At 61.5% G+C, this 25,505-nt stretch carries 22 protein-coding genes, 2 tRNA genes and 1 pseudogene; 13 read left to right on the top strand and 12 right to left on the bottom strand.

Annotation, left to right across the window (positions count from 1 at the left end; all coding sequences use genetic code 11):
• The first annotated feature begins 278 nt into the window (after positions 1-278).
• On the top strand, positions 279-1,439 hold the full coding sequence (locus ACZ0BA_RS14320; RefSeq protein WP_463451911.1) for a DUF418 domain-containing protein: 1,161 nt from the start codon (positions 279-281) through the stop codon (positions 1,437-1,439).
• A 74-nt stretch (positions 1,440-1,513) separates the two neighbouring features.
• On the opposite strand, the gene ACZ0BA_RS14315 is transcribed toward ACZ0BA_RS14320, so the two are convergent.
• A complete protein-coding gene (locus tag ACZ0BA_RS14315; RefSeq protein ID WP_463451910.1) occupies positions 1,514-2,122 on the bottom strand; it encodes an IMPACT family protein in 609 nt (202 codons plus the stop codon).
• A gap of 147 nt (positions 2,123-2,269) precedes the next feature.
• Between ACZ0BA_RS14315 and ACZ0BA_RS14310 the strand changes: the two genes are divergently transcribed.
• Entirely contained in the window at positions 2,270-4,222 is a 1,953-nt protein-coding gene (locus ACZ0BA_RS14310; protein ID WP_463451909.1) for a helicase-related protein, read from the top strand.
• Here ACZ0BA_RS14310 and ACZ0BA_RS14305 read toward each other — a convergent pair whose 3' ends face one another.
• Both ACZ0BA_RS14305 and ACZ0BA_RS14300 read right to left on the bottom strand, forming a co-directional pair.
• A complete protein-coding gene (locus ACZ0BA_RS14305) occupies positions 4,223-4,684 on the bottom strand; it encodes a hypothetical protein (RefSeq protein WP_463451908.1) in 462 nt (153 codons plus the stop codon). It abuts the gene before it with no gap.
• A gap of 6 nt (positions 4,685-4,690) precedes the next feature.
• Entirely contained in the window at positions 4,691-5,398 is a 708-nt protein-coding gene (locus ACZ0BA_RS14300; protein WP_463451907.1) for a hypothetical protein, read from the bottom strand.
• 148 nt (positions 5,399-5,546) lie between these two features.
• Between ACZ0BA_RS14300 and tssF the strand changes: the two genes are divergently transcribed.
• The 7 genes from tssF to ACZ0BA_RS14265 all read left to right on the top strand — a co-directional run bounded on the left by tssF (position 5,547) and on the right by ACZ0BA_RS14265 (position 16,021).
• The gene (gene tssF, locus ACZ0BA_RS14295; protein WP_463451906.1) at positions 5,547-7,496 is read left to right on the top strand and encodes a type VI secretion system baseplate subunit TssF; all 1,950 of its coding nucleotides are present in this window, start codon (positions 5,547-5,549) and stop codon (positions 7,494-7,496) included.
• On the top strand, positions 7,460-8,443 hold the full coding sequence (gene tssG / locus ACZ0BA_RS14290; RefSeq protein WP_463451905.1) for a type VI secretion system baseplate subunit TssG: 984 nt from the start codon (positions 7,460-7,462) through the stop codon (positions 8,441-8,443). The genes tssF and tssG overlap by 37 nt, the downstream gene beginning before the upstream one ends.
• A 101-nt stretch (positions 8,444-8,544) precedes the next feature.
• Positions 8,545-8,850, top strand: a complete 306-nt coding sequence (locus tag ACZ0BA_RS14285; protein ID WP_463451904.1) for an NIPSNAP family protein — start codon at positions 8,545-8,547, stop codon at positions 8,848-8,850.
• A gap of 174 nt (positions 8,851-9,024) precedes the next feature.
• Positions 9,025-10,581, top strand: a complete 1,557-nt coding sequence (locus tag ACZ0BA_RS14280) for a helicase HerA-like C-terminal domain-containing protein (RefSeq protein ID WP_463451903.1) — start codon at positions 9,025-9,027, stop codon at positions 10,579-10,581.
• 148 nt (positions 10,582-10,729) lie between these two features.
• Entirely contained in the window at positions 10,730-11,845 is a 1,116-nt protein-coding gene (locus ACZ0BA_RS14275) for an acyltransferase family protein (protein ID WP_463454756.1), read from the top strand.
• 260 nt (positions 11,846-12,105) lie between these two features.
• Positions 12,106-14,835, top strand: coding sequence for a TonB-dependent receptor (locus ACZ0BA_RS14270; protein WP_463451902.1), 2,730 nt, complete (start codon positions 12,106-12,108; stop codon positions 14,833-14,835).
• A gap of 154 nt (positions 14,836-14,989) precedes the next feature.
• Complete coding sequence (locus tag ACZ0BA_RS14265) at positions 14,990-16,021, top strand: chemotaxis protein CheB (protein ID WP_463451901.1); 1,032 nt, start codon at positions 14,990-14,992, stop codon at positions 16,019-16,021.
• A 28-nt stretch (positions 16,022-16,049) separates the two neighbouring features.
• Here ACZ0BA_RS14265 and ACZ0BA_RS14260 read toward each other — a convergent pair whose 3' ends face one another.
• Positions 16,050-16,979, bottom strand: a complete 930-nt coding sequence (locus ACZ0BA_RS14260; RefSeq protein ID WP_463451900.1) for a substrate-binding periplasmic protein — start codon at positions 16,977-16,979, stop codon at positions 16,050-16,052.
• 285 nt (positions 16,980-17,264) lie between these two features.
• Positions 17,265-18,728, bottom strand: coding sequence for a lipopolysaccharide biosynthesis protein (locus tag ACZ0BA_RS14255; RefSeq protein WP_463451899.1), 1,464 nt, complete (start codon positions 18,726-18,728; stop codon positions 17,265-17,267).
• 224 nt (positions 18,729-18,952) lie between these two features.
• Here ACZ0BA_RS14255 and ACZ0BA_RS14250 point away from each other — a divergent pair, with 224 nt between their 5' ends.
• Entirely contained in the window at positions 18,953-19,504 is a 552-nt protein-coding gene (locus ACZ0BA_RS14250) for a DUF2867 domain-containing protein (protein ID WP_463451898.1), read from the top strand.
• A gap of 38 nt (positions 19,505-19,542) precedes the next feature.
• On the opposite strand, the gene ACZ0BA_RS14245 is transcribed toward ACZ0BA_RS14250, so the two are convergent.
• Positions 19,543-19,872 carry a cupin domain-containing protein gene (locus ACZ0BA_RS14245; protein WP_463451897.1) on the bottom strand — a complete coding sequence of 110 codons (330 nt, stop codon included), beginning with the start codon at positions 19,870-19,872 and terminating at the stop codon, positions 19,543-19,545.
• A gap of 184 nt (positions 19,873-20,056) precedes the next feature.
• On the opposite strand from ACZ0BA_RS14245, the gene ACZ0BA_RS14240 reads away from it, so the two are divergent.
• The 3 genes and pseudogenes from ACZ0BA_RS14240 to ACZ0BA_RS14230 all read left to right on the top strand — a co-directional run.
• Entirely contained in the window at positions 20,057-20,266 is a 210-nt protein-coding gene (locus tag ACZ0BA_RS14240) for a hypothetical protein (protein ID WP_463451896.1), read from the top strand.
• 198 nt (positions 20,267-20,464) lie between these two features.
• Positions 20,465-21,439 (top strand): sensor domain-containing diguanylate cyclase, encoded by a 975-nt coding sequence (locus tag ACZ0BA_RS14235; RefSeq protein WP_463451894.1) that lies wholly within the window; start codon positions 20,465-20,467, stop codon positions 21,437-21,439.
• 258 nt (positions 21,440-21,697) lie between these two features.
• A pseudogene (locus ACZ0BA_RS14230) lies at positions 21,698-22,027 on the top strand (helix-turn-helix domain-containing protein); the annotation flags it as partial.
• Between the two features lie 16 nt (positions 22,028-22,043).
• Here ACZ0BA_RS14230 and ACZ0BA_RS14225 read toward each other — a convergent pair.
• From ACZ0BA_RS14225 to tolB, 6 genes are all read right to left on the bottom strand, one after another.
• Complete coding sequence (locus tag ACZ0BA_RS14225) at positions 22,044-22,376, bottom strand: hypothetical protein (protein WP_463451893.1); 333 nt, start codon at positions 22,374-22,376, stop codon at positions 22,044-22,046.
• A gap of 212 nt (positions 22,377-22,588) precedes the next feature.
• Positions 22,589-22,664: transfer RNA gene (locus ACZ0BA_RS14220), tRNA-Lys, on the bottom strand.
• Positions 22,665-22,677: 13 nt separating this feature from the next.
• A tRNA-Lys gene (locus ACZ0BA_RS14215) sits at positions 22,678-22,753 on the bottom strand.
• 57 nt (positions 22,754-22,810) lie between these two features.
• A complete protein-coding gene (ybgF, locus tag ACZ0BA_RS14210) occupies positions 22,811-23,566 on the bottom strand; it encodes a tol-pal system YbgF family protein (protein WP_463451892.1) in 756 nt (251 codons plus the stop codon).
• A 107-nt stretch (positions 23,567-23,673) separates the two neighbouring features.
• Entirely contained in the window at positions 23,674-24,204 is a 531-nt protein-coding gene (pal, locus tag ACZ0BA_RS14205) for a peptidoglycan-associated lipoprotein Pal (protein ID WP_463451891.1), read from the bottom strand.
• A 35-nt stretch (positions 24,205-24,239) separates the two neighbouring features.
• Positions 24,240-25,505 carry a Tol-Pal system beta propeller repeat protein TolB gene (gene tolB / locus ACZ0BA_RS14200; RefSeq protein ID WP_463451890.1) on the bottom strand — a complete coding sequence of 422 codons (1,266 nt, stop codon included), beginning with the start codon at positions 25,503-25,505 and terminating at the stop codon, positions 24,240-24,242.

The following is a 25,505-nucleotide window of genomic DNA, read 5'->3' as shown; positions in this document are numbered from 1 at the left end:
GAGGGTTGAACTCGCGCTGCGTGCGATGCGTGCGATGCGGGCATCGGTGGCGGCGTTGGCGGGAATGAGGCCGGAGAAAATCAGGGGATCGCGGAAGGGTTGGGCGATCGGTGCTACGTGGGATGGTTGAGACTATACTTGTTTATTTTCCATAAGGCAATTGATTTCTTAATGTACTAATTTGTTGCGGCTAGCGGAGCCGCCGGCAACCGTGTCCATTGGGAGCGTTTCCATATAAAATTGGCATTCTGCTCATTTTGCCAAGGTAAATCGACCCGATGAATGCCACTTCTTCCCGTCTGGATGTACTCGATGCGCTGCGCGGCTTCGCCATCGTGTCGATCATGCTGCTCCACAACATCGAGCATTTCGATTTCTACTTTTCCCCGAGCGGACTTCCTGAGTGGCTGAAGACGGTCGACAAGATGATCTGGGACAGCTTGTTCTTCCTCTTCGGCGGCAAGTCCTATGCGATCTTCGCCCTGCTATTCGGCATGACGTTTTATCTCCAGTGGCATAGCCGCGAGCAACGCGGCGAGGATTTCCGGCCGCGCTTTGCGTGGCGCCTGGCTTTGCTGCTGGCTTTTGGCCTGTTCAATTCGATGTTCTATCACGGCGACATTCTGAGCATTTACGCGGTGCTGGGGCTGGCGTTGATACCGGTGGCGAGGCTGCGAACCTCGACCGTCGTTGCCATCGCGGTTATCTTGCTGCTGCAACCTTATGCGTGGATCGAGTTTTTCCAGGCGTTGCCTAATCCAAATGAGAAACTCGCCGATCCTGCGTCATGGGCGTATTTCGGCCGCGCCAATGAATATATGGCGCATGGCTCCGCGTTCGACGTATGGTGGGGGAATCTGACCAATGGCAAGGTCGGCGTGATACGCTGGAGTTGGGAGAATGGCCGGGTATTCCAGATTCCGGCGTTGTTTATGCTTGGTATGGTCGCCGGCCGGAAGGGCGTATTTACCCAGTCACTGGAGAGTAAACAATTCTGGCTGCGAACACTGATCTACGCGGTGATCGCATTTATTCCATTCTATTTACTCAAATCCTATCCGGAGTCGTGGAATATCGGTGCGGCGATCCAACGTCCGCTATTGGTGATCGTGACGTCGTGGTCCAACGTGGCATTTATGGTGGTGCTGGTATCTTCGTTCGCGCTGCTATTTTATTCATGGCGCTGGCTGGAGTTTTTCTCGCCACTGGGAAGAATGAGTCTGACCAGTTATGTGGTGCAATCAATCGTTGGCACATCGATTTATTATGGGTTCGGATTGGGAATGTATCAATACACCGGCGCCAGTTTCGCCTTGGCCATTGGGATTGTATTGGCGCTGCTGCAGCGTCAGTTCAGCGTGTGGTGGTTGAGGAACCACAAGCAAGGGCCGCTCGAAACCCTGTGGCATCGGGCCACGTGGATGGGTTCCGCCAGGTAGGGCGTGCCAGTTATTGGCGTGTATAGACCAATAAGGAGCTTGGCGCCGGCGCAAGCGGCGCAAGGCGGGCGGTTTTAATCCTCCGTCAAATCGTCTTCGGAATCGATCCAGACTATGCGGCCATGGCCGGCTTCATTCAGACGCGTGATGAATGGGACGGCGGCGCTGTCCGCCAAGTTGAATTCAAACCTGACGTTGTCAGCATGGGAAACATTATCGAGGCTGGCGCCGGCCATTTCGATTTCTCGCCTGATCATGCCTTCCATCGCATAAGGTGCGGTGCAGATTAAATGGCGCAGCTTGATAATGGCGATTTTCTCTGCGCCTAATAATGCCTGGGCGACGCTGTCGGTATATGCCCGCACCAAACCGCCAGCGCCCAGTTTAATACCGCCGAAGTAACGCACCACGGTCGCTAATACGCCCTCCAGATCCTGATGCCTTAATACATCGAGCATCGGCCGCCCGGCCGTGCCGCTGGGTTCACCGTCATCGACCGCCGCTGATTGTCCGCCGGCTAATAATGCCCAGCAAACGTGCGCGGCCTGTGGATGTTGCACCCATAACGTCGCCACGACTTTTTGCGCGGCGGCGCGGTCCGTCATTGGCTGCACGCAGGCAATAAAACGGCTTTTCTTAATCAGCAATTCATGCTGGACGGGAGCGATTATGGTTTGAGGCATTGCGATGGTTACTGTGCGGGCCAGGGGGGGGGCGGAGCCGCGTATGGTGCCAGATATCATTGAGAAATACAAAAAACAGGCGTCGGGGCGTCACGATATAATTCTCCGGTATCGACCCAACATAGACGCACTCGCCAAGACAGCACCATGACAGACATTGCAGATCAAGAAAACGACGACGAACTGATGCGCCAACTCGGTCTTGCGGCCAAGGGGTTTATGTTGTCCAAGATGGAAGGGCGCGTGTTTTTACGGCTGACCGGCATTGTCGAGTATGGCGGCGCGCATTATCCCTACGATCTGGTGCCGGCCCAGGGCGTGCTTGCCAAGCCGTCCAAGTGGCGCAAGATGGATGGCGAGGCCCGTTCTGCGCTGCTGCGCGAGCGCGCCAGCGACGCCGTCGTCGAAGAGCTCCACGGTCACGTCGGCGACTTCGTGCGCGAGATGGCCGACGCCTGCGACGATTGCGACCTGGACCCGCAACCTTTCCTGCAAGCGCTGGCCGACATGCAGATTTCGGAGCCGGCCGGCACCGTGTTCGACCGCATCCGCCAGCGGCTGGAACACGCGGTCGAGCGCGAAATGGAGGAGCAGCACGCCGAGCGCACCCGGCAAAGCATCAATCTGGCCGAATATCCGGCTTCGTTCGACGTTGCCCGCCGCATCAAACGCAAGTTCATCGCGCTGCTGGGTCCGACTAATTCCGGCAAGACCCACCAAGCCATCGAGGCGCTGGCCAAGGCGCCCAGCGGCGTGTATCTGGCGCCGCTGCGGCTGCTGGCGCTGGAAAACTACGAGCGCCTGCAGGCCATGGAACAGCACGGCAAGCCGCTAGCCGTGAGCCTGGTCACCGGCGAGGAGCGCCGGCTGGTGGCCGGCGCCACGCACGTCGCCAGCACGGTCGAGATGCTCGACACCCGCACGCCGGTCGACGTGGCCGTCATCGACGAGATCCAGATGCTGGCCGACCGCGACCGTGGCGCCGCCTGGACCGCCGCCGTCTGCGGCGCGCCGGCACACGTCGTCTACCTGGTCGGGGCGCCGGAAGCGCGCCGCGCCATCGAGGTGCTGGCCGCGCGGCTCGACTGCGAGCTTGAGGTGCATGTGCTGAAGCGCAAGGGGCCGCTGTCGATGGAGCCGACCGCCGTGCGCAAGCTGACCAACCTGCGGCGTGGCGACGCCGTCATCTGTTTCTCGCGCCGCGAAGTGCTGATGTGGCGTGACATGGTGACCGACGTCGGCCTGTCGGTGGCCACGGTCTACGGCAATTTGTCGCCAGAAGTGCGGCGCGCGCAAGCGCAGCGCTTCCGCGAGGGCACGGCCGACGTGGTGGTCGGCACCGACGCCATCGCCATGGGCCTGAACATGCCAATTGCGCGCATCGTGATGACTACGTCCGTTAAATACAATGGATATGAAGAGGAAGAGATTCCCGCCGCGCTCGCGCGCCAGATCGCCGGCCGGGCCGGGCGCTTTGGCGTGCATGAAGAGGGCCTGGTGGCCGGCTACGACAACGAGACGCACAACGTGATGCGCTCGCTGCTGCACGAGAAGCCGGTGCCGCTGAAAACCACCGGCTTTGCGGTGGCGCCAACGTTGGAACATTTGCACCGGATTTCTTCTGTGACCAACGAGCACGGCCTGGCCAAGCTGCTCAAGCGCTTCGTCCACAATATCGACGTACCGGATGGCTTTTTCTATCCGCGCATCACCGAGGACCAGTTCGAGCGGGCCGCCTGGCTCGACACCTTGCAGCTGACGGTGGCGGAGAAGTTCGCGTTGTCGCTGGTGCCGATCTCGTCGAAGGTGCACACGCTGCAACACGCATGGGAAGGCTGGGCCACCGCGCTGGCGCACAAGAAGATCACGCGCCTCAAGCCGGAGCAGAATCCGCTGCATTTCATGAACTTGCAGGAGGTCGAGGACGCTTGCAGGCTGTATTCGGCCTACGCCTGGCTGGCCTATCGTCAGCCCGAGTACTTTCCGGACACGGAGCTGGCGCAAAAGCTGTCGCGCGAGGCGTCCGAGCGCGTCGATTCGATCCTGCAGGACCAGAACTCGGCCGCCCGCAAGCGTCAGCCGAAGAAATTCCGGCGCTGATCAAACGCCAGGCTGCGGGTCGCCGTGCAGCTTGAAGCGCCAGGACAGCTTGAATGGCCGCGTCACACCTTTTGGGTCCGAGACGAGCGGCACGGCGAACGCCTGCTCATCGAGCAGCTCCAGGGTCCAGGCGGTGGCGCCGAAGAAGTCGAAGTGGATCAGGTTAGGCTCGACCAGCTCCAGGCCGGTGAAGGCCCCGGTCGAGTACATCGCGCCCAGCCGCGCGGCGTCGACGATGTCTAGCGCGGGATCGAGCAGGTAGATGCGCAACGTGTCTTCGTGGAGGATGTCGTCGGTCAGGAAGATCAGGAAGTGGCCCTTCCAGCAAGCCGCCGCTTCGAGCACCACGCCGTCGACGATTTTGCCCGTGGTTTCGCCGTAGAGTATCAGTTCGCTGCGCGGCAGATCGTCGCTGCCCTGCCGGGGGCGGATCGAGAAGTCGTCTGTCGACAGCAGCTTCATATTGGCTTACCAGATAGAGCTGACGCCGAAGGCCGCCAGCGCACCCCCGACGAAAGCGCCCACTGTAACGCACACCGGGGCGCCCGGTCCACATGCCAGGCCGGCCAGCGCGCCGCCGGCCATGCCCCCGGCGATGCCGGCGCCGTTGATGGCGATCTCCCGTCCGGTCGCCGCCGCTTTGTTGGTGGCGGTGGTCACGTTGTAGATCGACAATCCCAGCGACACGAAGATCACGCCTCGGCCGGCGTAGGCCAGGCGCGACATCGTTTGCGTCACCGCCGGGTTGGACTTCCCGGCCGAGCTGACGATCGACGCGTAGACGATGTTGCGCTGCGACGCGGTCAGCCGGGAGAAGGTCGCGCCGGGGCCGTACATACGGCTGGTCTGGCGCGCGATCAGGTCGTTGAGCGTGTAGCCCTGCGCCTTGATGCGCTGAGCCACCGCATGTCCCACCGAAGTGCTGCGCGAGCGGATGATGGCCATCACGGCGTTGCGGGTTTCCTGCGCTTGCTGGGCCGCCTGGCCCCAGGTGATGCGGCCGGTGAACGCTTCGGTGCGCAGCCGGTCCGCCATGTGTTTGATTTCGCGCGCGTAGGCGATGCGGGCGGAGGCGTCGATGGTCAAATGGGCGCCGGCGTTGGCGAGCTGCGCCTCGAGCGATCGGATCGTCTGCTCGAAGAGTTCCTGGTTCTCATCTTTTGTCGCTGTCGCCATGGCGCGCATCCCTGTCTAATTATGGTAGAAAAATACGGTGAAAAATAACGAGGAATCCACAGGTTAGAGACATCCGTGCCGGGCGAATTGTGGCCGCGCAAGCGACTGCGCTAAGTGGTGCGCCGCGAGCGATACGGTGCTTTGTTCCTTGCTACAGCTCAATAAGTTCATCCGCAGCAATGCCATCATCGACAGCCTGTGCGGTTCGACCATCGCCATCACGGCTGGGGTCGCACGGGTTGTCACGGATGCCACGATGGAAAAACTGCTGCCGTATCTCGAACGTGAACTGGGCCTGCTGCGGCAGGCGGGCGCCGAGTTTGCGGTGCGCTATCCCAAGCTGGCCGGCGCGCTGGCGGCGGGCGGCGAGGGCGGCGCCGATCCGCATGTCGAACGCCTGATCCAGGGCGCCGCCGTCCTCAACGCGCGGGTCGGCAAGCTGCTCGACGATGGCTATGCCGGCTTCACCGAAGCGCTGCTGGGCATGCTGTACCCGCATTACCTGCGGCCGATGCCGTCGTGCTCGATCGCGCGCATCGACCACAGCGGCGCCAGGGCCGGCGACATCGCCGGCGTCAGCGTGGTGCCGCGCGGCACGGGCTTGACGGCGCTGGGACAGGCGAAGGTGGCTTGCCGCTTTCGCACGGTCTACGATGTAACAGTGGCGCCGGTGGCGATCACTGCCGCGTGGTTCGAACCGCATATCCAGGCGCCGCCGGGCGTGCAGCTTCCCGCAGAGGCCGGCGCGGCCATTTGCATCAAGCTGGAAGGTGTCGGCGCGGCGCTCGGCCCGGCGTTGGGCGCACTGTCGACGCTGCGCGTGTTCATCGACGGCGAACCGTCGCTGCGGGCGGCTTTGCGCGACACGCTGTTCATGCGCGGCGCCGGCGCCTGGGTGGAGGCGGACGGCCTCTGGCACCCGTTAGCGCGCCCGCCCGTCGCGCCGGTCGGCTTTGCCGATGACGAGGCGCTGCTGCCGGCCGCCGCCTCGGAGCACGGCGGCTATCGGCTGCTTGCCGAGTACTTCGCCTTCCCCGACAAATTCGACTTCTTCGACATCGACCTGAACGCGCTGCTGGCCGATGTTCCCGCCGGCTGCACCCGACTGACGCTGCGCCTGGCGCTGGCCGGCTGTCGGCCCGATATGTCCGCCGCGCGCATCCTGCGGGCGCTGGTGGCGGATAATCTGGTGCTCGGCGGCACGCCGATCGTCAACCTGTACGCGCAGCAGGCCACACCCATCCGCGTCACCCACGCGCTCAGCAGCTATCCGCTGATGCCCGACCAGATGCCGGCCAGCTGCAGCGAGATCTACAGCGTCGACGCGGTGCACATGGTGCGCGCGTCGCCGGACGGCGACAGCGTGACCGAGTTTTTTCCCTATTATTCGCTGCGCCATGGCGCTGCGGTGCGCCGCAAGGGCCGCTACTGGCTGGTCAGCCGCGATGAAGCGCTGGCCGCCAGCGGCGCCGCACACGATTTTTCGCTGACCGTGGTCGACCACGATTTTTCACCGTTGCGCGCGCAGCGGGCCACGGCGTCGGTGCGCGTCACCTGCAGCAACCGCGATCTGCCCCATCACATGGAGTACGGCCGCGCGCGTGGCGATTTGGTCGCGGAGGCCGACGTCGGCGGCTTGCCGATCCGCGTGCTGCGCCGGCCGACCACGTCGTACCGGTTGAGCGCGAACGGCAACGGCCAATGGGGGCTGATCAGTCATCTGGCGCTCAACCATCGCACGCTGACGCACGAAGGCTTGCCGGCGCTGGCCGCGATGTTGCGCTTGTACGCGCGGCGCGACAACGCCGTGTCGACGCGCCAGATCGACGGCATCACCGGCCTGTCGCAGCGGCTGGCAACCAAGTTGTTGCGGCAAGCGCAGGGCAGCGCCTATCTGCGCGGGGCCGAGGTCACCGTCACGCTGGACGATGAGGCGTTCTCGGGCACCGGGCTGCATATCTTCGCGCAGTTGCTCGACCATCTGTTCGGCCTGCATGTGCATCTAAACAGCTATACCCAGCTGGTGATCGTCTCCAGCATCAATGGAAAGGAGTTGCTGCGATGTCTGCCCCGCAACGGCGCGTTGAGCTTGGCCTGATCGGCGAGCTGCTGGCCGAACCCCACCGATTCGAGTTCTTCCAGGCGGTACGGCTGATCGCGCTGGCGCGGCAACAGGACGGTGGCGCCGGCCTGCACGACGTGCGCTTCCGCAACCGGCTTTCGCTGGGCTTCCCGCCCAGCCAGATCGACAACGTCAGCAGCGATGCCAAGGGCATCCGCATCACACCCGCGTTCATGGGCTTGCTGGGCAGCCAGGGCAGCTTGCCGCTGCACTATTCGGAGCGCATCAACCGCCACGAAAAAGGCCATAGCGACGGCGGGCCGAGGGCGTTTCTGGACCTGTTCTCGCATCGCGCACTGGGCATGTTTTACCAGGCGTGGGCGCGGCACCGGCCGGAGTGCATGATCACGCCTGAGGGCGGCGACGCCTTCCTGCACATGCTGACTTCGCTGTCGGGCGCGCACGCCGCCACGGACGACGACATCGAACGCGAGACGATGGCGTTCTATGCCATGCAACTGCGCAGCCGCACCGTTTCCGGGCCGTTGATGGCGGGAATGTATTCGGAATACTTCGACGTGCCGTTCGCAGTCGAGCAGCTGTTGGGCGAGTGGCAGGATTTGCCCGCCGACGACCAGGCGCAATTGGGCGTGGCAAATGTCGATCTCGGCGGCGGCGTGTTGCTGGGTCAACGACTGTACCGCTGTGACGCCCGCGTGCGCTTGCGGATCGGCCCACTGGACCGTGACGGCTACGACCGCTTCTTACCGGACAACAGCGGCGCGCGGCAACTGGCGGCGATGCTGGCGCTGCAATGCGGCGTGGACATGTGCTACGAAGTCTACCTGATCCAGCGTGCGCAGGACGTGCGCGGCTTCAGCCTAAACGAAGCCAACGGCGCACGGCTGGGCGTGGATACCTGTCTCTACAGCCAACCGCCGTGCCGGGATCGCGAGGACTTGATGTATTTGTTGCACACCTGAAGGTCGCGGCAGACGATAAGTCCGGTTTGACCTATACAACATTAGATCGATTGACTTTTTTATATTATAGTTATTCATCTGCGACCTCCCTGAAGATTTCCATGGTTACCTGCTATCTGCGCTATCTGATCGATGCTTACAAGCTGGACGAATTTGAGCGCTACGGGAAGATGTGGATACCGTTGGTCGAGAAATTTGGGGGCCGGCATCACGGATATTTTCTGCCGTCAGAGGGCGTCAGCAACGTCGCGCTGGCGATGTTCACGTTTCCCTCGCTGGCTGCGTACGAGGACTATCGGACGAAGTCGGCTGACGACCCGGAATGCCAGGCCGCCTTCGCGTATGCTAAAGAAACGCGTTGCATCGTCAGTTATGAGCGCAGCTTTTTCCGGCCCGTCTTTGAGTAGTCATTTTCAGGGATGTAAAACGATGAAGATATTGACAGCGCTCGTTGGAACACCGCTTCGTTTTTCTAGCGGGTGTCTGGTAATGTCCGGTAGATCGAGGTCGCTGCCATCGGGCTGATGACACCGCAGTTGCGGTATGATCATTTCTCCAACACAAAGCCACCAGAGACGATCATGCCGACCCCACTTACCATCGCCAAGAACGACAGCATCTCCGTGGACCTGCTGTCCAACCTGGTCAACCGCCACGGCTGCATCACCGGCGCCACCGGCACCGGCAAGACGGTGACCTTGCAGAAAATCGCGCAGTCGCTGTCCGAGATCGGCGTGCCCGTCTTCATGGCCGACGTCAAGGGCGACCTGTCCGGCATCGCCAAGGCCGGCGCGCCGAGCGAGAAAATGGGCGTCCGCCTGAGCGCGCTGAAGCTGGAGACGCCGCAGTGGGCCGGCTGCCCGGTCACGTTCTGGGACGTGTTCGGCGAGAAGGGCCATCCGGTGCGCGCGACCGTTTCCGACCTCGGCCCGCTGCTGCTGGCGCGCATGCTCAACCTGAACGATACCCAGGAGGGCGTGCTGCAACTGGTGTTCCGCATCGCCGACGACAACGGTTTGCTGCTGCTCGACAGCAAGGATCTGCGCGCGATGCTGCAGCACGTGGGCGACAACGCGGCCGATTTCAAAACCAGTTACGGCAACATCAGCGCGGCCAGCATCGGCGCCATCCAGCGCGGCCTGATCGCCATCGAGGAGCAGGGCGGCGATCAGTTCTTCGGCGAGCCGATGCTCAACATCGACGACCTGCTGCAGACCGACGCGCACGGCAAGGGTGTGATCAATATCCTCAGCGCCGACAAGCTGATGAACGCGCCGCGCCTGTACGCGGTCTTTTTGCTGTGGATGCTGTCCGAGCTGTTCGAAAACCTGCCCGAGGTCGGTGACCTCGATAAGCCGAAGCTGGTGTTCTTCTTTGACGAGGCGCATCTGCTGTTTACCGACGCACCTAAGGCCTTGCTGCAAAAGATAGAGCAGGTGGTGCGCCTGATCCGCTCCAAGGGCGTGGGCGTGTTCTTCGTGACGCAAAATCCGATCGACATCCCGGATACGGTGCTGGGCCAACTCGGCAACCGCGTCCAGCACGCGCTGCGCGCTTACACGCCGCGCGACCAGAAAGCGGTCAAAGCCGCCGCCGAGACGTTCCGCCCCAATCCGGCGCTTGACGTGTCGCAGGTGATCACCGAACTGGGCGTGGGCGAGGCGCTGGTGTCCTTCCTCGACGAGAAGGGCGCGCCGCGCATGGTGGAGCGGGTCTTCATCCTGCCGCCGGCCAGCCAGCTCGGCCCGCTCGACGCGGCCGAGCGCAAGGCGGCCATCGACGGTTCCATCGTGGCCGGCGTCTACGAAAAGGCGGTCGACCGCGAATCGGCCTACGAAAAGCTGAACGGCCGGGTGGCGGCCAGCGCCCGGTCGGCACAGGACGCCCCGGACGCGCCCGCCGGTCGCGGGGCAACGCCGGGCCAGCAGCCATCATCCCAACAGCCTTCGGCCCAAGAACCCCGGGAAGCGGCCGGCGGCTCGATGTTCGGCGACGTGCTGGGCGGTTTATTCGGCCAGAGCGGCAAGCGCGACACGGCGGTGCAGGCGATGGTGAAGTCGGCCGTGCGCAGCATCGGCTCCCAAGTCGGCCGGGAAATTATCCGCGGCGTACTCGGATCGATCATGAAGAAACGGTAATATCCCTCGGTGGCGCGGCCATGCGCGCGCCACCGATACCTCAGCCTCGGCTATGATAGCGACCGGTCTACAACATTGGCAGCAATATAATTGCTTATCGACATGTTGTTGAATGGTTTTAGCATGGCAAGATGGGGATAACGTAGTGATCACAGGGACTATTGCGGCGGATAAACGGACGCCATCACAATTTGGCTTGATTAATCTGTTGAAAGCAGGCGCGGCGCAGCTGATCGTGCTGCATCATCTCGCCTTCTACGGGCCGATGGCCGATCATGTGCGGCCGATGTTGCCGGCGCTGATAGGTTGGCTGGGTGATAGCGCGCGTATCGCGGTGCAGGCCTTCCTCGTCATCGGCGGCTTTTTGGCCGCCAAATCCCTTGCGCCCACCGGCCACGCCGGCCTTGCCGACCCGATCGGCGCGATCTGGCGGCGTTACGCCAAGCTGGCGCCGCCGTTCATGGTCGCCACGTTGATTGCTGCCGCCGCATCCATGCTGGCTGGCAAGTTAATGGTGCATGATTCGATTTCCGAGCCCGCCACTCTCAGCCAGCTGGGCGCGCATGCGCTGTTGCTGCATGGCGTGCTGGGTTTCGCCTCGTTGTCGGCTGGGGCCTGGTATGTCGCCATCGACTTCCAGCTGTACGCGGTGATGGCGCTGATGCTGTGGATCGGTGGCCGCATCGCCGCCGGGCGACGCCTGCCGTGGCTGATGCCAGCCATGATCGCGCTGGCGGTCACATTTTCTCTCGTGTACTTCAACCTGGATGCCGACTGGGATAACTGGGCGCCGTATTTCTTCGGCAGCTACGGCCTGGGACTGATGGCGTGGTGGGCCAGCGATCCACGCCGCAAGCCGGGCGCTGCCGCGTTGCTGGTTGGAATGGCTTTCCTGCCGGTGATCGCTGCCCAAGCACTTGATTTTCGGAGCCGTATCGCGTTGGCGATGGCGGTGGCCTGCGTGTTGGTGTTGTTTGGTCGCGTCAAAACAACATCCAGCGGTACGGGATGGTCGGTGGTCAATGGTTTGGCGCGGATATCGTATTCGGTGTTCTTGATCCACTTCCCGGTATGTCTTCTGGTTAATGCGGCGTTCACCCGCTTCGTGCCGCCTGAGCCGGAATTGCAGGCGTTCGGCATGCTCGTCGCGTGGGGCGCCAGCCTGGTGGCCGGGGCTGTCTTCTTCAGCTGTGTAGAGGCGCCGCTGGCACGTCTGGTCCAGCGCACCACCGGCCAAACGGCGCTGCGTCCATCGTCCGCGTAAGCGAAGTCAAGCTGCAGTTGCGGTTACAAAAAGCCAATCCACTAAGGGTTGGCTTTTTTCATTTTGTTGTTTAGGACAGAAAGCCAACGTTGCCAGTTATATGATTTTGGAATATGAATTTGCAAATAAATGATAGATTGGCATTGTTTAGTCGGGCGTAATATAAAAGTAATGCAGCCATGGCAATTAAAAAAAGGACTGCAATTACAACATAGGAGACAACAATGACAACGCCTCAGACCCGTATGCGGAAGACTGTATTGGCCGCACTCATCGCCGAAATGGTGATTTCCCTCAGCGCCTCGGCGCAAACGGCCGACCAGCCGGTAATCGATCCTTCGGCGACAGTCGTCGTCAGCGGCATCCGCGCTTCCCTCAGTTCCTCGCTCAACACCAAACGCATGCAGGACGGCGTGGTCGACGCCGTTTCGGCCGAAGACGCCGGCAAGTTCCCCGACACCAATATCGCCGAGTCGCTGCAACGCGTGACCGGCGTGCAAATCCAGCGCAACGGCGGGGAAGGGCGCTACATCTCCGTGCGCGGCCTGGGCCCGGAATTCAACAATGTGCTGGTCAACGGCCGCACCATGACCAGCGACACCGGCGGGCGCGAATTCTCGTTCGACATGCTGTCGTCGGACCTGATTTCTAAGGTGCTGGTCTACAAGACCTCGCAAGCCTTCCTGCCCGAGGGCGGCATCGGTTCGACGGTGGATATCCAGACCGCGCGTCCGCTGTCGGGCAAGGTGGGGCATTCGACGGTGTTCAACGCCTCCAGCTCCTACGACGACAATTCGAAGAAGTACACCCCCAACGCCAGCGGCATGTATTCGTACGCCAACGAGGCGCGCACCTTCGGCGTGGCCGGCTCGGTGTCGTACACCGATCGCGCGTCCAAGCAGAACAAGGCCGTCAACGACGCCTGGAACTACCGCGACGTGGCGATGATCAATGGCGACCTCAACTCGCGCGGCCTGACGATGGCCGATGTCACCACCCGCAAGCTGTATATGCCGCAGAGCTACGGCTTCCAGCAGGAAGAGGAAAGCCGCAAGCGCCTGGTGGGTAACCTGGCGGTGCAATACAATCCGTCGCCGACCTGGAAGCTCAGCGCCGACGCGCTCTTCTCGCGTCTGGACCAGAAAAACTCGGTGGTCGCCGTCAGCGACTGGAACAATCCGACCCAGCTCGGCGTGAAGTACGACAACAACGACCAGGTGACCAGCTTCCTGCGCCCCGGCTCGACCTTTTACGCCAACAACCCCGAGATCGCCGGCGCCGGCAAGCTGCTCGGCGAAGCGAACTCCAACGACATGATCGTCAAGGGTGGCGACCGGCTGTCGATCACGCGCGCCTTCGGCCTGAATTCGAAATGGAAACTGGCCGACGAATGGCGCCTCGAAGGCGACGTGTCGACCTCGCGCTCGACGTCGGCTTCGCCCGATATGTGGGTGGTGGCCGGCATGGTGCCTAAAAACGGCGATGTGCTCAGCTTCAACGGCACGCCCAGCATCACCTTCGGCGACGGCCTGGCCGACCCGACGGCGGTGCGCGCGCACGCCGTCTCCAACGGCCAGGTCAACCTGCACGACAAGTTGAAAGAAGCGCGCATGAACCTGTCGTGGGACCACGATATCGGCTACTTCAAGGGCGCCGATACCGGCATCGGCTATTCGCAGCGCGAAGTCGGCCGGCTGACCTACAGCAGCGATTCGTGGAACGCCTTCAGCGGCTACCACGTCGGCCTGCCGGCCAGCCTGTTCACGGTGACGCCGCTGGAGAACTTCCTCGGCGGCGGCGCCCAGGTGCCGTCGGCGTATCTGCGCTTCGACCCGCACGCCTACATCAATTACCTGAACCAGCCGTCGCTGCTGCCGCAGTCCAACGATCCGGCCTTGTATTCCGACAAGACCAAGTATCCGAACGGTCCGATGGCGATCGACTACACCAAACCGTCGTCGTGGGGCGTGGAAGAAAAGGTCAAGAGCCTGTTCCTCGATACGCGCTGGGAAGGCAGCGGCTGGTCGGCCAACGCCGGCATGCGCATGGTGCGCGTGAACTCGAGCTCCACCGGCACCAGCCGCGTGTTGCTGTCGGCGGTCAAGAGCCCGAACGACACGACCTTCATTTCGCAATGGGGACCGTATCAGATCATCACCGTCGACAACAGCTATAACAGCTACCTGCCGTCGGCCAATCTGAAAATCGACCTGACCAAGGACATGCTGCTGCGCTTTGCCGCCTCCAAGACCGAGACCCGGCCAACGTTGAGCCAGATGAGCGTGGACAACTGGTACGGCGGCCGCTTCGGCGACGTGCAGACCGGCGGCGGCAATCCTTACCTGAAGCCGATGCAGTCGAAGAACTTCGACGTGTCGTATGAATGGTATTTGTCGAAGACCAACTATGTCAGCGCGGCCGTGTTCATGAAGAAGGTGTCCGACTTCCTGGAGACGACCTTGCAGGACATGCGCATTCCGCAGTTCGACGAAGTGGTGCATGACTCGCGCGTGCGCAACGGTCAGAAGGGCAAGATCAAGGGGATCGAGATTGCCGGCCAGTACGCCTTCGACGACGTGGCGCCTTGGCTGCAAGGCTTCGGTGTGTCCGCCAACTACACCTACGTGGACGCCAGCGCCGAGCGCGAGGGCGGTGCGCCGGCGTGCGGCTACCCTGGTTTGTCGCCGCAGTCGTACAACGGTTCGCTGTTCTTCGAGAACACCCGGTTCTCGGCGCGCGTGAGCTACAACTGGCGCAACCATTTCTCGGTCGATTGCGGCGGCGGCAGCACCATGCCGCGCAACCGCGCGGCATATGGCCAGACGGACGCCAGCTTGCGCTACAACATCACGCCTAAGATTGCGCTGTACCTCGACGCGATCAATCTGAACAACGCGAGAATGCGCGAGTACGCTCAAAACGAAAGCCAGTTCCTGACGCTGGAAGATGTCGGCCGCCGCGTGAACGTGGGCGTGCGGATGGCTTTCTAAGTTCGCCTCTTTATAGAACGGCCGGGTTCCGCATTGCATGCGGGACCCGGCCGTTTTTTTTGTGCTCGGCCGCGCGGCGGCATGCGCAATCGTGCGCCGTCGATGAGCAGTCTCGGGGATAAAATGAGGCTAACATGGGGAACCGGGAGAGTACGTGCACAAGGTCATTGCCATCGGTGGATCGTACGGCGCGATGCGTGTGCTGGTGAAGATCGTGTCCGCGCTACCAGGTGACTTTCCCGCGCCCGTGTTGATCGTCACCCATATCGGCGCACGCAGGAGTTCGCTTGCCGAGATCCTGGCCAAGGATAGCGCGTTGCCGGTGCGCGACGCGCGCGACGGCGAGGCGATCACCGGTGGCGTCATCCTGCTGGCGCCCGCCGATTACCATATGCTCGTCAGCGAGGACGGTGCCACCATCCGGCTTTATCACGGGCCGAAGGAAAACCATACGCGGCCCGCCATCGATCCTCTGTTTCGCTCGGTGGCCGTGGCGTATGGCGCGCACGCGATCGGCGTTGTGTTGACCGGGTATCTCGACGATGGCGCTGCCGGGTTGCAGGCGATAAAGTCGCTCGGCGGCTACGCCATCGTGCAGGACCCTGCGGACGCGGAGGCCGCCAGCATGCCGAGCATGGCGCTGGAGAGCGTCGCGGTCGACATGGTGTTGTCTCCGGACGACATCGGCCCCCAGCTTGTCAGACGCGTTCAATCAGATCGACTGGAGTCTTCCATGACCACACCATCGAAAGACGACGACGCGGACGCGGACGCGGACGCGATCAAATCCGGGCTGGCGCTGGAAAACCGGATGAGCGCCGGCCAGAACGCGTTCGCGGAACTGGCGACCATCGCGACGCCCTCGACCTTCACCTGTCCGGAGTGCCACGGTACGTTGTGGCAATTGAAGGACAGTAGCGTTCGCCGGTTTCGCTGTCACACCGGGCACGCCTACACCGCGCGCATTCTGGAGGCGTTGCAGGGCGATGCCGTCGAGGAGGCGCTTTGGGCGGCGGTGCGGGCGCTGCAGGAGCGGGAAAAAATGCTGCGCGACTTACACGCAGGCACGTCCGAGCGGGAGCGGGCGGAAAAAGCCTACGCGGCGCAAGCGGCGATCGTATCGGATCAGGCGGCGCTGCTGCGTGGCATGCTGGAGCGGCCGGAAAAAGACACAGAGCAGTCCTGACGGTCGCCGCATACTGAAGCAGCCGGCGTTACCGGCCCAGCAGGTGCGGTGGCTCCAGAGCGTACATTTTCGGCAGCAGCGGATGGGCCAGCATGAAGCAGCGGCCGGCGCTGGCTTTGACCAGGTCGATTTCCCTGGCGAAGTAGCGGGCGGTCAGCGCGTCCAGCGAACCATCGCGTTTGATCATCGACAGTCCCGCCTCGAGCCGCTGCGCCAGCCGTGGTTCGCTGTCGCTGACGTAGTACACCACCGGCAACGGGTAATACAGCATTAACCCCGGCGCCAGCGCCAGCGTGTCGACCAGTTGCGCATGCTCCTTCATCAGAAAATCCGCCTCGACCACGCTGATCGGCAGGTAGTCGAAACGGCGGCTGGCCAGCATGTCGAGCAAGGTCGCGATATTGCCGCTATCGACGACCTGATAGCCGTTGTGGCGCAGCACCGCGTTGTCCACCCAGCCTCGGCCTTGGCCGGCGACCAGCTGCTTCAATTGCGCGGCGGTGGTGATGGCTTTAAATTTCGGCAAGTCGTCGCGGCGCACGATCAGCCTGCGGTAGCCCAGCAAGCCACTCAGCACGGGCGTGCCGATCATGATGGCGCGCTCCTGCGGATCGTCGTCGTCGAGGTCGCGCCACGGACCGGCCTGCACGTTCATGCGCTTGCCTGAGTGGATTTCGCGCCGAACGCGCGAGGTGCTCATCGTATCGGCCACGCGCAGCACAGAGAACGGGCCGTAGGTCGGCGTGGTCTTCTTCAGCGCCAGAGTCAGCGCAGCGGTCTGGTACTCGTCGCGTTTCGGGGTTTTGCCCCAATCCCAGTAGCGATAAATCATCGGCGCCGGCGCGGCGAGCGCTTTGCGCGTACCCATCGCCAAGGTGGCCAGGGCCAGTAGCGAGTTTCTGCGGGAGTTGTCGACCGGGACGTCGGAGTGAAGGTGTGGCCTGAACAGTGAGTGCATGATGGAAATTCTAACACTGGTCCCTTGTGTGGGGGCGCGTTATGCGGCCACCATGCGCGGAGTTGGCGACACGTCAGGCGAAGGTTTGCAGCAGCCAGCGCAGCGTGCCTCAGACGAACTACGAAAATCAGCGACTGCGCAAGATTGGCGCGCTGTTCCAGTTTGGTGACGTCGGGGCACGAATCGACGCGGATCAGGAATCCGGCCAGCTGCGATGAAGTCCTGCCTGGCTAGATTGCGGCGCTGTCCGCGCGGGCATGATGATGGAGTGCGGCATATCGTCTGCTATCGCCCCGCAGGTTTCGGAAGCAGGCGCCGCAGCAGCGGACGCGCCATCGCCATCAGGTCGGGTTTGATCTCGTGGTTGAGCACGACAATTCCCGCCACCCAGCAGACCAGCGCTGCCGTCCCGGCGAGCGCGAGCTGCAGCAACGGGCTAGCGTCGTCGAGGCCGGGTGACAGCATCAGCAGCGCCGGGCCGGTGACCGTCAGCGCGGTCAGGGCGGCCGAGCGCGCCACGCCGCGGCCGAGTTCTGCCGCGCGCATGCCGGTCAGCGCGGCCAGGCTGCGGTACAGCAGCGCCGAACGCAGCAGCGACGTCGCGGCAATGGTCCATGCCACCGCCTCCAGTCCGAACGGCGCCGCGACCACGATGCCGGCGATGCGTATCGACACGCCGACCGCCTCCAGTTGCGCGCGCAGCCGCACTTGGCCCATGGCGACAAACAGGTCGCGCGCCATGCTGAACAGGCAGAACGTCGCGGTCGACACGCACATGATGCGCACCAGCGGCGCACTGGCATCCCACTGGTTGCCGTACAGCAGACGCGTCAGCGGCGTCGCCAGCACGGCCAGCACGGCAAAGAACGGCCACGACAGTCCCGCCATGTAGCCGATGGTGCGCAGATAGAGCCGCTTGACGTCGCGGCCATCACGGACGTTGGCGGCAAACAGCGGCAGGATCACCGGCGTGACGGCGCGCGTGATCAGCATGTTGAAAATATTCAAGGTCGCCTGCGCCTTGCCGAACAGTCCCACCGCCTCGACATCGATGAGCTTGCCGATGATCATGTCCGGCGCGGCCACACCGCACTCGTCGATCACGTTGGAGCCGGTGGCGTAGGCGCCAAAGCGCAGCAGCTTGCGCATGCCGGTGAAGCCGGGCAGCCACGGGATGTCGGCGGGCCGGAAAAGCTGGCTCACCAGCACCGTGACGAGGCTGCCGGCAACCGCCGCCCACGCCAGGCTCAGGTAACCGAAGCCCAGTGTGATCAACCCCAGGCCGACGGCCAGGTTCGTCAGCGCGTTGGCCACGTTGATGCAATAGAGCGCGCGAAAGCGCAGCTGCCGGCGCAGCACGGGCAGCGTGATGGAGCCGAACGGGATCAGCAGGACGTTGAGCGCGAGCACGCGCAAGACTTCGCCGACACCGGGCTCGGCGTAGAAATCCGCGACCGATGCGCTGGACAGCGCGAGCAGGGCGGCCATGGTCCAGGAGATCAGCATGGTCAGCGTGTAAGCGGCGCGCAAGTGCTCGGTGCTCAGATCCCTTTCCTGGATCAGGTATTGTCCGATGCCGAAATCGCGCACCATCTGGGTGATGCCGACAACAACGGCGCCGATCGAAAAGATGCCGAGCTGGCCCGGCGTCAGCAGGCGCGCGACGAGCATGCCGCCGGCCATGCCGATCGCCAGTACGGTGTACTTTTCGGCGAACGACATCAGCAAGGAAGTTTTTATCGCGTTCATTCTCTGGCGGTCCGCGGTGAACACGGCGGCAATATGCGTAAGGGGGGCCTTCGCATGTTATTGCGCTTTTTGTCTTGGGGAATTGATTTGGAACGAACCCTGGCGATGTGGGTTGGCGGGGTCTTCCAATTGCATTTTAATTAAAGTGTTACTCTTGTCATGTTCCTGGGCGGATACGCGCGCGGTGGACGTCGTCTTCATTACTCAATCGCGAAGGTGCACACATGGTCAAGGAATTTGAGCTCGCGACTTCGGTCGCGCTTCCCGTCGAGTCTGGCGTCACCCATGTTTATAGCTCGGTCAACCTTGCCGACGCCTTTGCGATACGACTGCCGGCGAGCGCATCGAACGATCCGGATTTGTTGGCAAGGTTTATCTTCTCGCAGCAGCCCTCCTGGGTTGGAAAGCTTCTCGGCGTACGCGATCTGCTGGTCGCCGGTTTCGGATTGAAGACGGGCAAGCAGTTGGCCGTGCTCGGCGCCGGGGTGGAGAAGGCCGAACGGGTCGGCATCTTCAGGATCTACAGCACCAACGCGACCGAGATCGTGCTGGGGGAGGATGACAAACACCTGGATTTCAGGCTGTCGATACTATGCTCGGCGGGCGCGGCGCCCGACAGCGCCCGACAGCTGACAATTTCTACGGTGGTGCATTGCCACAACCTTTTGGGGCGGGTCTACATACTGATCATCGCCCCGTTTCATCGCATGGTGGTCAAAGCCAGCCTGCGTCGTGCCGCAAGGATCGGTTGGACGCAGGCGGCGGCCCAGGCTTAATTAGTGCTGGCCTGAAGTGGCGCCTGGCGCCGATCGGTCTAGTGGCGCAAGACGATGGTCATCAGCGACACCGAATCGGCCAGTGCGCGGATCGCGTGCGGGGCGTCGCCCTCGACGTACACCATCTCGCCGGCCTTCAGCGTGGTGGGCTGGCCGCGCGTGATAACCGCGATCTCACCGGACAGGCATTGGATGGTGACCTCGCCTTTGACATGGTGCTCGGGCATCTCTTTGCCGGCGGGGAGCACCTGCCGGATCAGCTCGATCTGCTCGGTCTTGGTCAGCGCTATCGATGAAAAGGTGGCGAGGTCTTCGCCAGCGTGTGTCAACGCGATGACTTCTCCGGGTTTTGCATGTTCCAAAGCCATGGTGCCTCCAAAGTTGATGGTGAATTTCCATGTTAGCACCGCTTTCGATGCTCGGCAGGGCAACAGGACGCACCCATGCAAAGGTCTCGTCCGGGAAGCTATTGCGCATCTTGATTGTCGCCCCTAAAAATCGTCGTGACTCAGCGTGGGCGAGCGAGAAGAATCATCAGTATGAGGAAAGCGAATGAACGTGAAATCGCGAAATTCGACCGAGCCGTGGGTTGATCCGGACGATGCGCCAGAACTGGACGATGGGTTCTTCAAGGAAGGCGCGTGGCGCATTGATGACAGAATCGTCTCCCAAGAGGAGGCGCGAGCGGAAGTGGGAAAGCGGCGCGGCAGGCCAGCGATTCATTTTCTCTCACCAAGCTTGAATTCTTGCGACGTCATTTAATGCTGATCGTTAGTGATGCCCCGGGCAAAGTGATGTATAGGACAAATCAACCACACAATTCCCGATTTTTCTTACAGGAAAAACCTATTGAACTAGAATGATGTGATGGCGCAATAGCGAAATCGAAAAATCGACTGTATGGTGGCATGGATGCCCGTAAAGTTGCCAGTTAAACAGTGCTGCATTGGAAGCGATACTATGAAACGTCCTGATGTCCCTCACAACGAGGCCGAGCGGTTGCACGCGCTTCGCGCACTTCAAATTCTCGACAGCTCCCACGAGGAGCGCTTTGACCGGGTTACTCGGCTCGCCCGGCGTTTATTTGGCGTTCCAATCTCGTTGGTTAGCTTAATCGATGAAGACCGGCAATGGTTCAAGTCCGCTCAAGGATTGGAAGCAACGGAGACATCAAGGGAAGTGTCCTTCTGCGGGCATGCCATCAATCAGGCCGGACTGTTCATCGTTCCCAACGTGCTTGATGACGAACGTTTTTTCGATAATCCACTGGTGACTCACGCACCAAATATCCGCTTCTATGCTGGTTACGTACTCAAGATCAGACAGGGCATCAATATTGGAACGCTGTGTCTGATCGATTCGAAGCCACGGGAAATGGATGACGAGGACCAACAGCTGCTTCAAGACTTGGGAGAAATGATCGAACAGGAGATTAAGTCGATTCAGCTGGCAACCCTCGATGAGCTCACGCTGATCTCCAATCGCAGGGGCTTCATGACGCTGGTGGATCACAGCCTCAAAGTCTGCCGGAGAAACAAGCTTCCGATCTCGTTCGGGTTGTTTGACCTAAACAAGTTCAAGGCGATTAACGACTCGTATGGTCATCACGAAGGCGACTTCGCGTTAATTTCTTTCGCGCAGATCATGACAGAGGCGTTTCGCGATTGCGACATCATTGCGCGCCTGGGTGGGGATGAGTTTGTCGTAATGCTGATTGATTCCGACGAGGAGAGGATAGGCGTCGTTCTCGAGAGGTTTAGGGTTGCAGTCGCGGATGCGAACAAGAGACTCGATAAGCCCTACCAAATCGAATACAGTGTCGGCGTGGCCCACTTCCCGCACGATACGGATGCACCCATCGAAAAAATGATCCAGGCTGCAGACGATGCCATGTTTGTGGACAAGAAGGAACAGGGAATCGGCAGAGGTAGTTAATGCCCACGATACGCGGGCCGGCTCAGTATGCATGATGCGGAGCGCCCAGCGCGATAAAACGTGACCAAAACAAAAAAGCCCACAAACCGAAGTTTGTGGGCTTTTTTGATGAATCTTGGTAGGCCGTGCGGGATTCGAACCTGCGACCAACGTGTTGATTTGCAGCGAAATATGACCCACTTTGCCGCATAATTTGCAAACGAATCTGACCCACGTTTAGGACACAATCCTGCTCATGACATTGAGCGGGGAATTGGAGTGATCGACGTGGCATTACTAGGCATTATTCGACGCTGGCACATTCGCGAGCAGATCCCATTGAGAGAGATAGCCAGGCGGTTGGGCATCTCCAGAAACACCGTCCGGCGCTACCTGCGCTCGGAAACCATAGAGCCAGCCTACGCTGAGCGGCGCTCCACCCGCGCTATCGACAAATACGCATTCCAGCTTTCAGCGCTCCTCAAGACCGAGGCGGCCAAGTCGCGCAAGCAGCGGCGCACGCTCAAACAGATCCATGAGGACCTAAAGGAATTGGGGTTCGAGGGATCTTACGACAGGGTCGCGGCGTTCGCGAGGACCTGGAGGGAGGGTCAATCTGAGAGGGTCAATCCGGCCAGCAAACGAACAACGTGTGCTCCAGAATAGCTTGACCGGTTAGGCCGAGGATTTCGTAGCCGCCAGTGCCCGGCAAGATCAGCCTCTGTCGTTGAAGCTCCGACATGATCGCTGGCATCTCGGTTTTAGGACTAATGTGGTTCGCCTTAGCGAGAGCTTCCAGTTTCTTTTGTGGAATCTTCTCTTGATAGGAGGCAGAAATTGCCGATAAGAGCGTCCCGCACTTTCCTGCGAAAGCGATGGAATCGAAGTCCTGATTGGTGGTTGCTTGAATTTTTTGTGCGTGATGTACCAGCCACGCACCTTTAACTTTGTTTTCCATCTAAGAACTTAACGCTGGTGAATTTACCTAGAGTGCCCTTGGGAAACTTAGTGTACGGTTAATATTAATGGCTGTCTACTATTGTGATGCGACGGATGGACGAGGCGCGTCGAGTACTCGAAAGGAGGGTGAGTGGTTGTGCTTGCGACCAGAGAGCGACCAGAAACAAAAAAGCCCACGAACCGAAATTCGTGGGCTTCCTTGATAATTCTTGGTAGGCCGTGCGGGATTCGAACCTGCGACCAACGGATTAAAAGTCCGCTGCTCTACCAGCTGAGCTAACGACCCAAGGGTGCTTCGGTGGTAGGCCGTGCGGGATTCGAACCTGCGACCAACGGATTAAAAGTCCGCTGCTCTACCAGCTGAGCTAACGACCCCCGAAGAAGCGAGATTATAGGGGGTATCCGCCCAACCTGTCAAATGCCCTCAGGACATTATTTTCCGCCGAGGCGCTGTTTGGCCGTGACGGCGGCCGACGACTCCGGATATTGCTTGATCAGGTCCTGCAGCGTCTTCTTGGCGGCCTTGTCCTTCAGCTCGGTCTGGCAGCTGGCGATGTTGAGCATGGCGTCCGGCGCCTTCGGGCTGTCCGGATAGTTCTTCAGCACTTGCAGCTGCGCGCTGATGGCGCTCTTGCAGTCGCGCTGGGCATAGAAGGCGTTGCCGAGCCAGTATTGCGCGTTGGGCGTGTACACGGAGGCTGGGTACTGGCGCACGAAGTCGGACAGGGCCGTGCCCGCCGCCTTGTAGTCGCCGGCCTTGAACAGTTCCATGGCCGCGCCGTAGTTCTTCTCTTCGTTCGGATCGACCTGGGCGGCCTTGCCGTCGACCGTCACTTCACGCGGCTCGAGCTTGCGCAGGCGGGTGTCGAGGTCGACGTAGAAATCCTTCTGGCGCTTTTGCGCGTTCGACAGCTCGTTTTGCAGCACTTCGATCTGGCCGCGCAGCTTGTTGAGCTCCTGCATCGTGTTGTCGTTTTGCGCGACCAGGTCCAGCGCGCTGGACTTGTCGGACTTGGTGTCCAGGCGCGCGTTCATTTCGATGCGCATCGCTTCAACCTTGGCGCGCAGGTCGAGCAGCGCTTTACGGGCTTCGTCGTCGTCGAACAGGCCGGCGTGGGCTTGCATCGGCAGCCAGGTCAGCGCGGCCAGCAGGGCGGCGGCAAGGCCGGATTTGGTGAGTTTCTTCATGTCGGGCGCTTTCAGCAAATCAAAATGGAAACGGGGCAGGGCGCGGTTGAATACCGCGCGCCGCCCCGTATTATGCCTGTGACCCGGCAAAAGGGTAGTGCTTTCGATTACTTGTAGACGATGTCAGCACGACGGTTCTGTGCCCATGCTTCTTCGTTCGAACCGGTCGCTTTTGGCTTCTCTTTGCCCAGCGAGACGGCTTCGATCTGCGATTCCGGCACGCCCAGGGTGGTCATGGCGCGGCGCACGGCTTCAGCGCGCTTTTGGCCCAGCGCCAGGTTGTACTCGGAGCTGCCACGTTCGTCGGTGTTGCCTTGGACCAGGATCGAGCGCGATTTGTTCTTGGTCAGGTAGGCCGAGTGGTTTTCCACCACTGGCTTGCCATCGGCGCGCACGACATAGCTGTCCAGGTCGAAGTAGATGCTGCGGTTGGCCAGCACGCCTTTTGGATCGTCCAGCGGATCCAGCGATTTGGTTTCAACCGGGGCCACGGTGCGCGTGTCCGACTGCGCCGGCGCGGCCTTGTCGGCCGGGCGCTCGACGACCGGTGCCGGCTCCGATACTTTCACCGGGGTCGAGCATGCCGACAGGATGGCGGCGGTGGTGATGACGAAAGCTAAGCTGCTGAGTTTACGCATTTGATTCTCCTGGTAATTGATTAGTTTAGATTGAATTACTGCATGAACGGACCCCAGGTGGGCTCCTTGATGTTGCCCGCCTGCGTGGTCAGGCGCTGCTTTACACGTCCGTCGACGGACACCACGGCCAACGATTTGCGGCCACCGGCTTGCGTGGCGTACATGATGTATTTGCCGTTGGGGGCAAAGCTCGGCGATTCGTCGCTGGTGGTGTCCGACAGGCGCTGCTCCTGGCCGCTGGCCAGATCCAGCACGTACAGCTGGAAGTTGCCGTCGCGGCGCGAGATATAGGCCAGGGTCTTGCCGTCCGACGAGATGCGCGGGCTGGTGTTGTACGTGCCGCTGAAGGTCACGCGCTTGGCTTCGCCGCCGTCGGCGCTCATGCGGTAAATCTGCGGGCCGCCGCTGCGGTCGCTGGTGAAGTAGATGCTCTGGCCGTCGGCCGAGAATTGCGGCTCGGTGTCGATGCCGTTGCTGTTGGAGACGCGACGCAGGCCGCTACCATCGGTATTGACCGTATAGACCTGGGTGTGGCCGTCTTTCGACAGCGCCACGGCCAGCTTGTTGCCCGCTGGCGACCACGATGGGGCCGAGTTGCTGCCTTTTTCGTTGGCGACCACGGTGCGCGCGCGCGTGACCAGGTTTTGCACGTAGACCACCGGCTTTTTCTGTTCGAACGAGACGTATGCGACCTTGGTGCCGTCCGGCGACCAAGATGGCGAGATGATCGGCTCGTTCGAGCGCAGCGCCAGTTGCTCGCCTTCGCCGTCGGCATCGGCCACCAGCAGCTGGTAGTTGCGGCCTTCCTGCTTGACGTAGGAGATACGGGTGGCGAAGGCGCCACGGATGCCGGTCAGCTTGAAGTAGACATCGTCGGCGATCAGGTGGGCCGACAGGCGGGTGAACTGCGCGGTGACGGCTTTGTCTAAATTGGAGATCTTGGCTTGCTTGACGGTGTCGAGCAGCTTGTAGCGCACGTCGTAGCGGCCGTCGGCCAGCGCGTCGACAGTGCCGACGACGAGCGCGTCGGCGCCCTTGGATTTCCACGCGCTGTAGTCGATGTTGTTGACGTCGGTGATGACGCCGGCGTCGATGACTTTAAAGGCGCCGCTGCGCTCGAGGTCGGCCTTGATGATTTCCGAGATTTTTTGCGGCGATACGCCTTCGTTGGCGAAACCGGCCACGGCGACCGGGATCTGGTTGCTGCCGACACCGGAAATTTCGATGCGCATCTGCGCCTGGGCCGCGCCCATGGTGGCCGCAATGGTCAGGCCGGCGTAAAGGAGGGTCAGTTTTTTCAT

This window comes from Duganella sp. AC917, assembly GCF_979258245.1.
This window is presented reverse-complemented; position numbering and strand designations above follow the sequence as displayed.

Bases quoted from the DNA above. Each gene is read 5' to 3' on its own strand.
- ACZ0BA_RS14300 (WP_463451907.1), bottom strand. From the start codon at position 5,398: ATGGCGACAGCGACAAAAGATGAGAACCAGGAACTCTTCGAGCAGACG.
- ACZ0BA_RS14245 (WP_463451897.1), bottom strand. From the start codon at position 19,872: ATGGCTTTGGAACATGCAAAACCCGGAGAAGTCATCGCGTTGACACAC.
- ACZ0BA_RS14310 (WP_463451909.1), top strand. From the start codon at position 2,270: ATGACAGACATTGCAGATCAAGAAAACGACGACGAACTGATGCGCCAA.
- ybgF (WP_463451892.1), bottom strand. From the start codon at position 23,566: ATGAAGAAACTCACCAAATCCGGCCTTGCCGCCGCCCTGCTGGCCGCG.
- ACZ0BA_RS14235 (WP_463451894.1), top strand. From the start codon at position 20,465: ATGAAACGTCCTGATGTCCCTCACAACGAGGCCGAGCGGTTGCACGCG.
- ACZ0BA_RS14260 (WP_463451900.1), bottom strand. From the start codon at position 16,979: ATGCACTCACTGTTCAGGCCACACCTTCACTCCGACGTCCCGGTCGAC.
- ACZ0BA_RS14285 (WP_463451904.1), top strand. From the start codon at position 8,545: ATGGTTACCTGCTATCTGCGCTATCTGATCGATGCTTACAAGCTGGAC.
- pal (WP_463451891.1), bottom strand. From the start codon at position 24,204: ATGCGTAAACTCAGCAGCTTAGCTTTCGTCATCACCACCGCCGCCATC.
- ACZ0BA_RS14225 (WP_463451893.1), bottom strand. From the start codon at position 22,376: ATGGAAAACAAAGTTAAAGGTGCGTGGCTGGTACATCACGCACAAAAA.
- tssG (WP_463451905.1), top strand. From the start codon at position 7,460: ATGTCTGCCCCGCAACGGCGCGTTGAGCTTGGCCTGATCGGCGAGCTG.
- tolB (WP_463451890.1), bottom strand. From the start codon at position 25,505: ATGAAAAAACTGACCCTCCTTTACGCCGGCCTGACCATTGCGGCCACC.
- ACZ0BA_RS14305 (WP_463451908.1), bottom strand. From the start codon at position 4,684: ATGAAGCTGCTGTCGACAGACGACTTCTCGATCCGCCCCCGGCAGGGC.
- ACZ0BA_RS14280 (WP_463451903.1), top strand. From the start codon at position 9,025: ATGCCGACCCCACTTACCATCGCCAAGAACGACAGCATCTCCGTGGAC.
- ACZ0BA_RS14240 (WP_463451896.1), top strand. From the start codon at position 20,057: ATGAACGTGAAATCGCGAAATTCGACCGAGCCGTGGGTTGATCCGGAC.
- ACZ0BA_RS14255 (WP_463451899.1), bottom strand. From the start codon at position 18,728: ATGAACGCGATAAAAACTTCCTTGCTGATGTCGTTCGCCGAAAAGTAC.
- ACZ0BA_RS14315 (WP_463451910.1), bottom strand. From the start codon at position 2,122: ATGCCTCAAACCATAATCGCTCCCGTCCAGCATGAATTGCTGATTAAG.
- ACZ0BA_RS14250 (WP_463451898.1), top strand. From the start codon at position 18,953: ATGGTCAAGGAATTTGAGCTCGCGACTTCGGTCGCGCTTCCCGTCGAG.
- ACZ0BA_RS14320 (WP_463451911.1), top strand. From the start codon at position 279: ATGAATGCCACTTCTTCCCGTCTGGATGTACTCGATGCGCTGCGCGGC.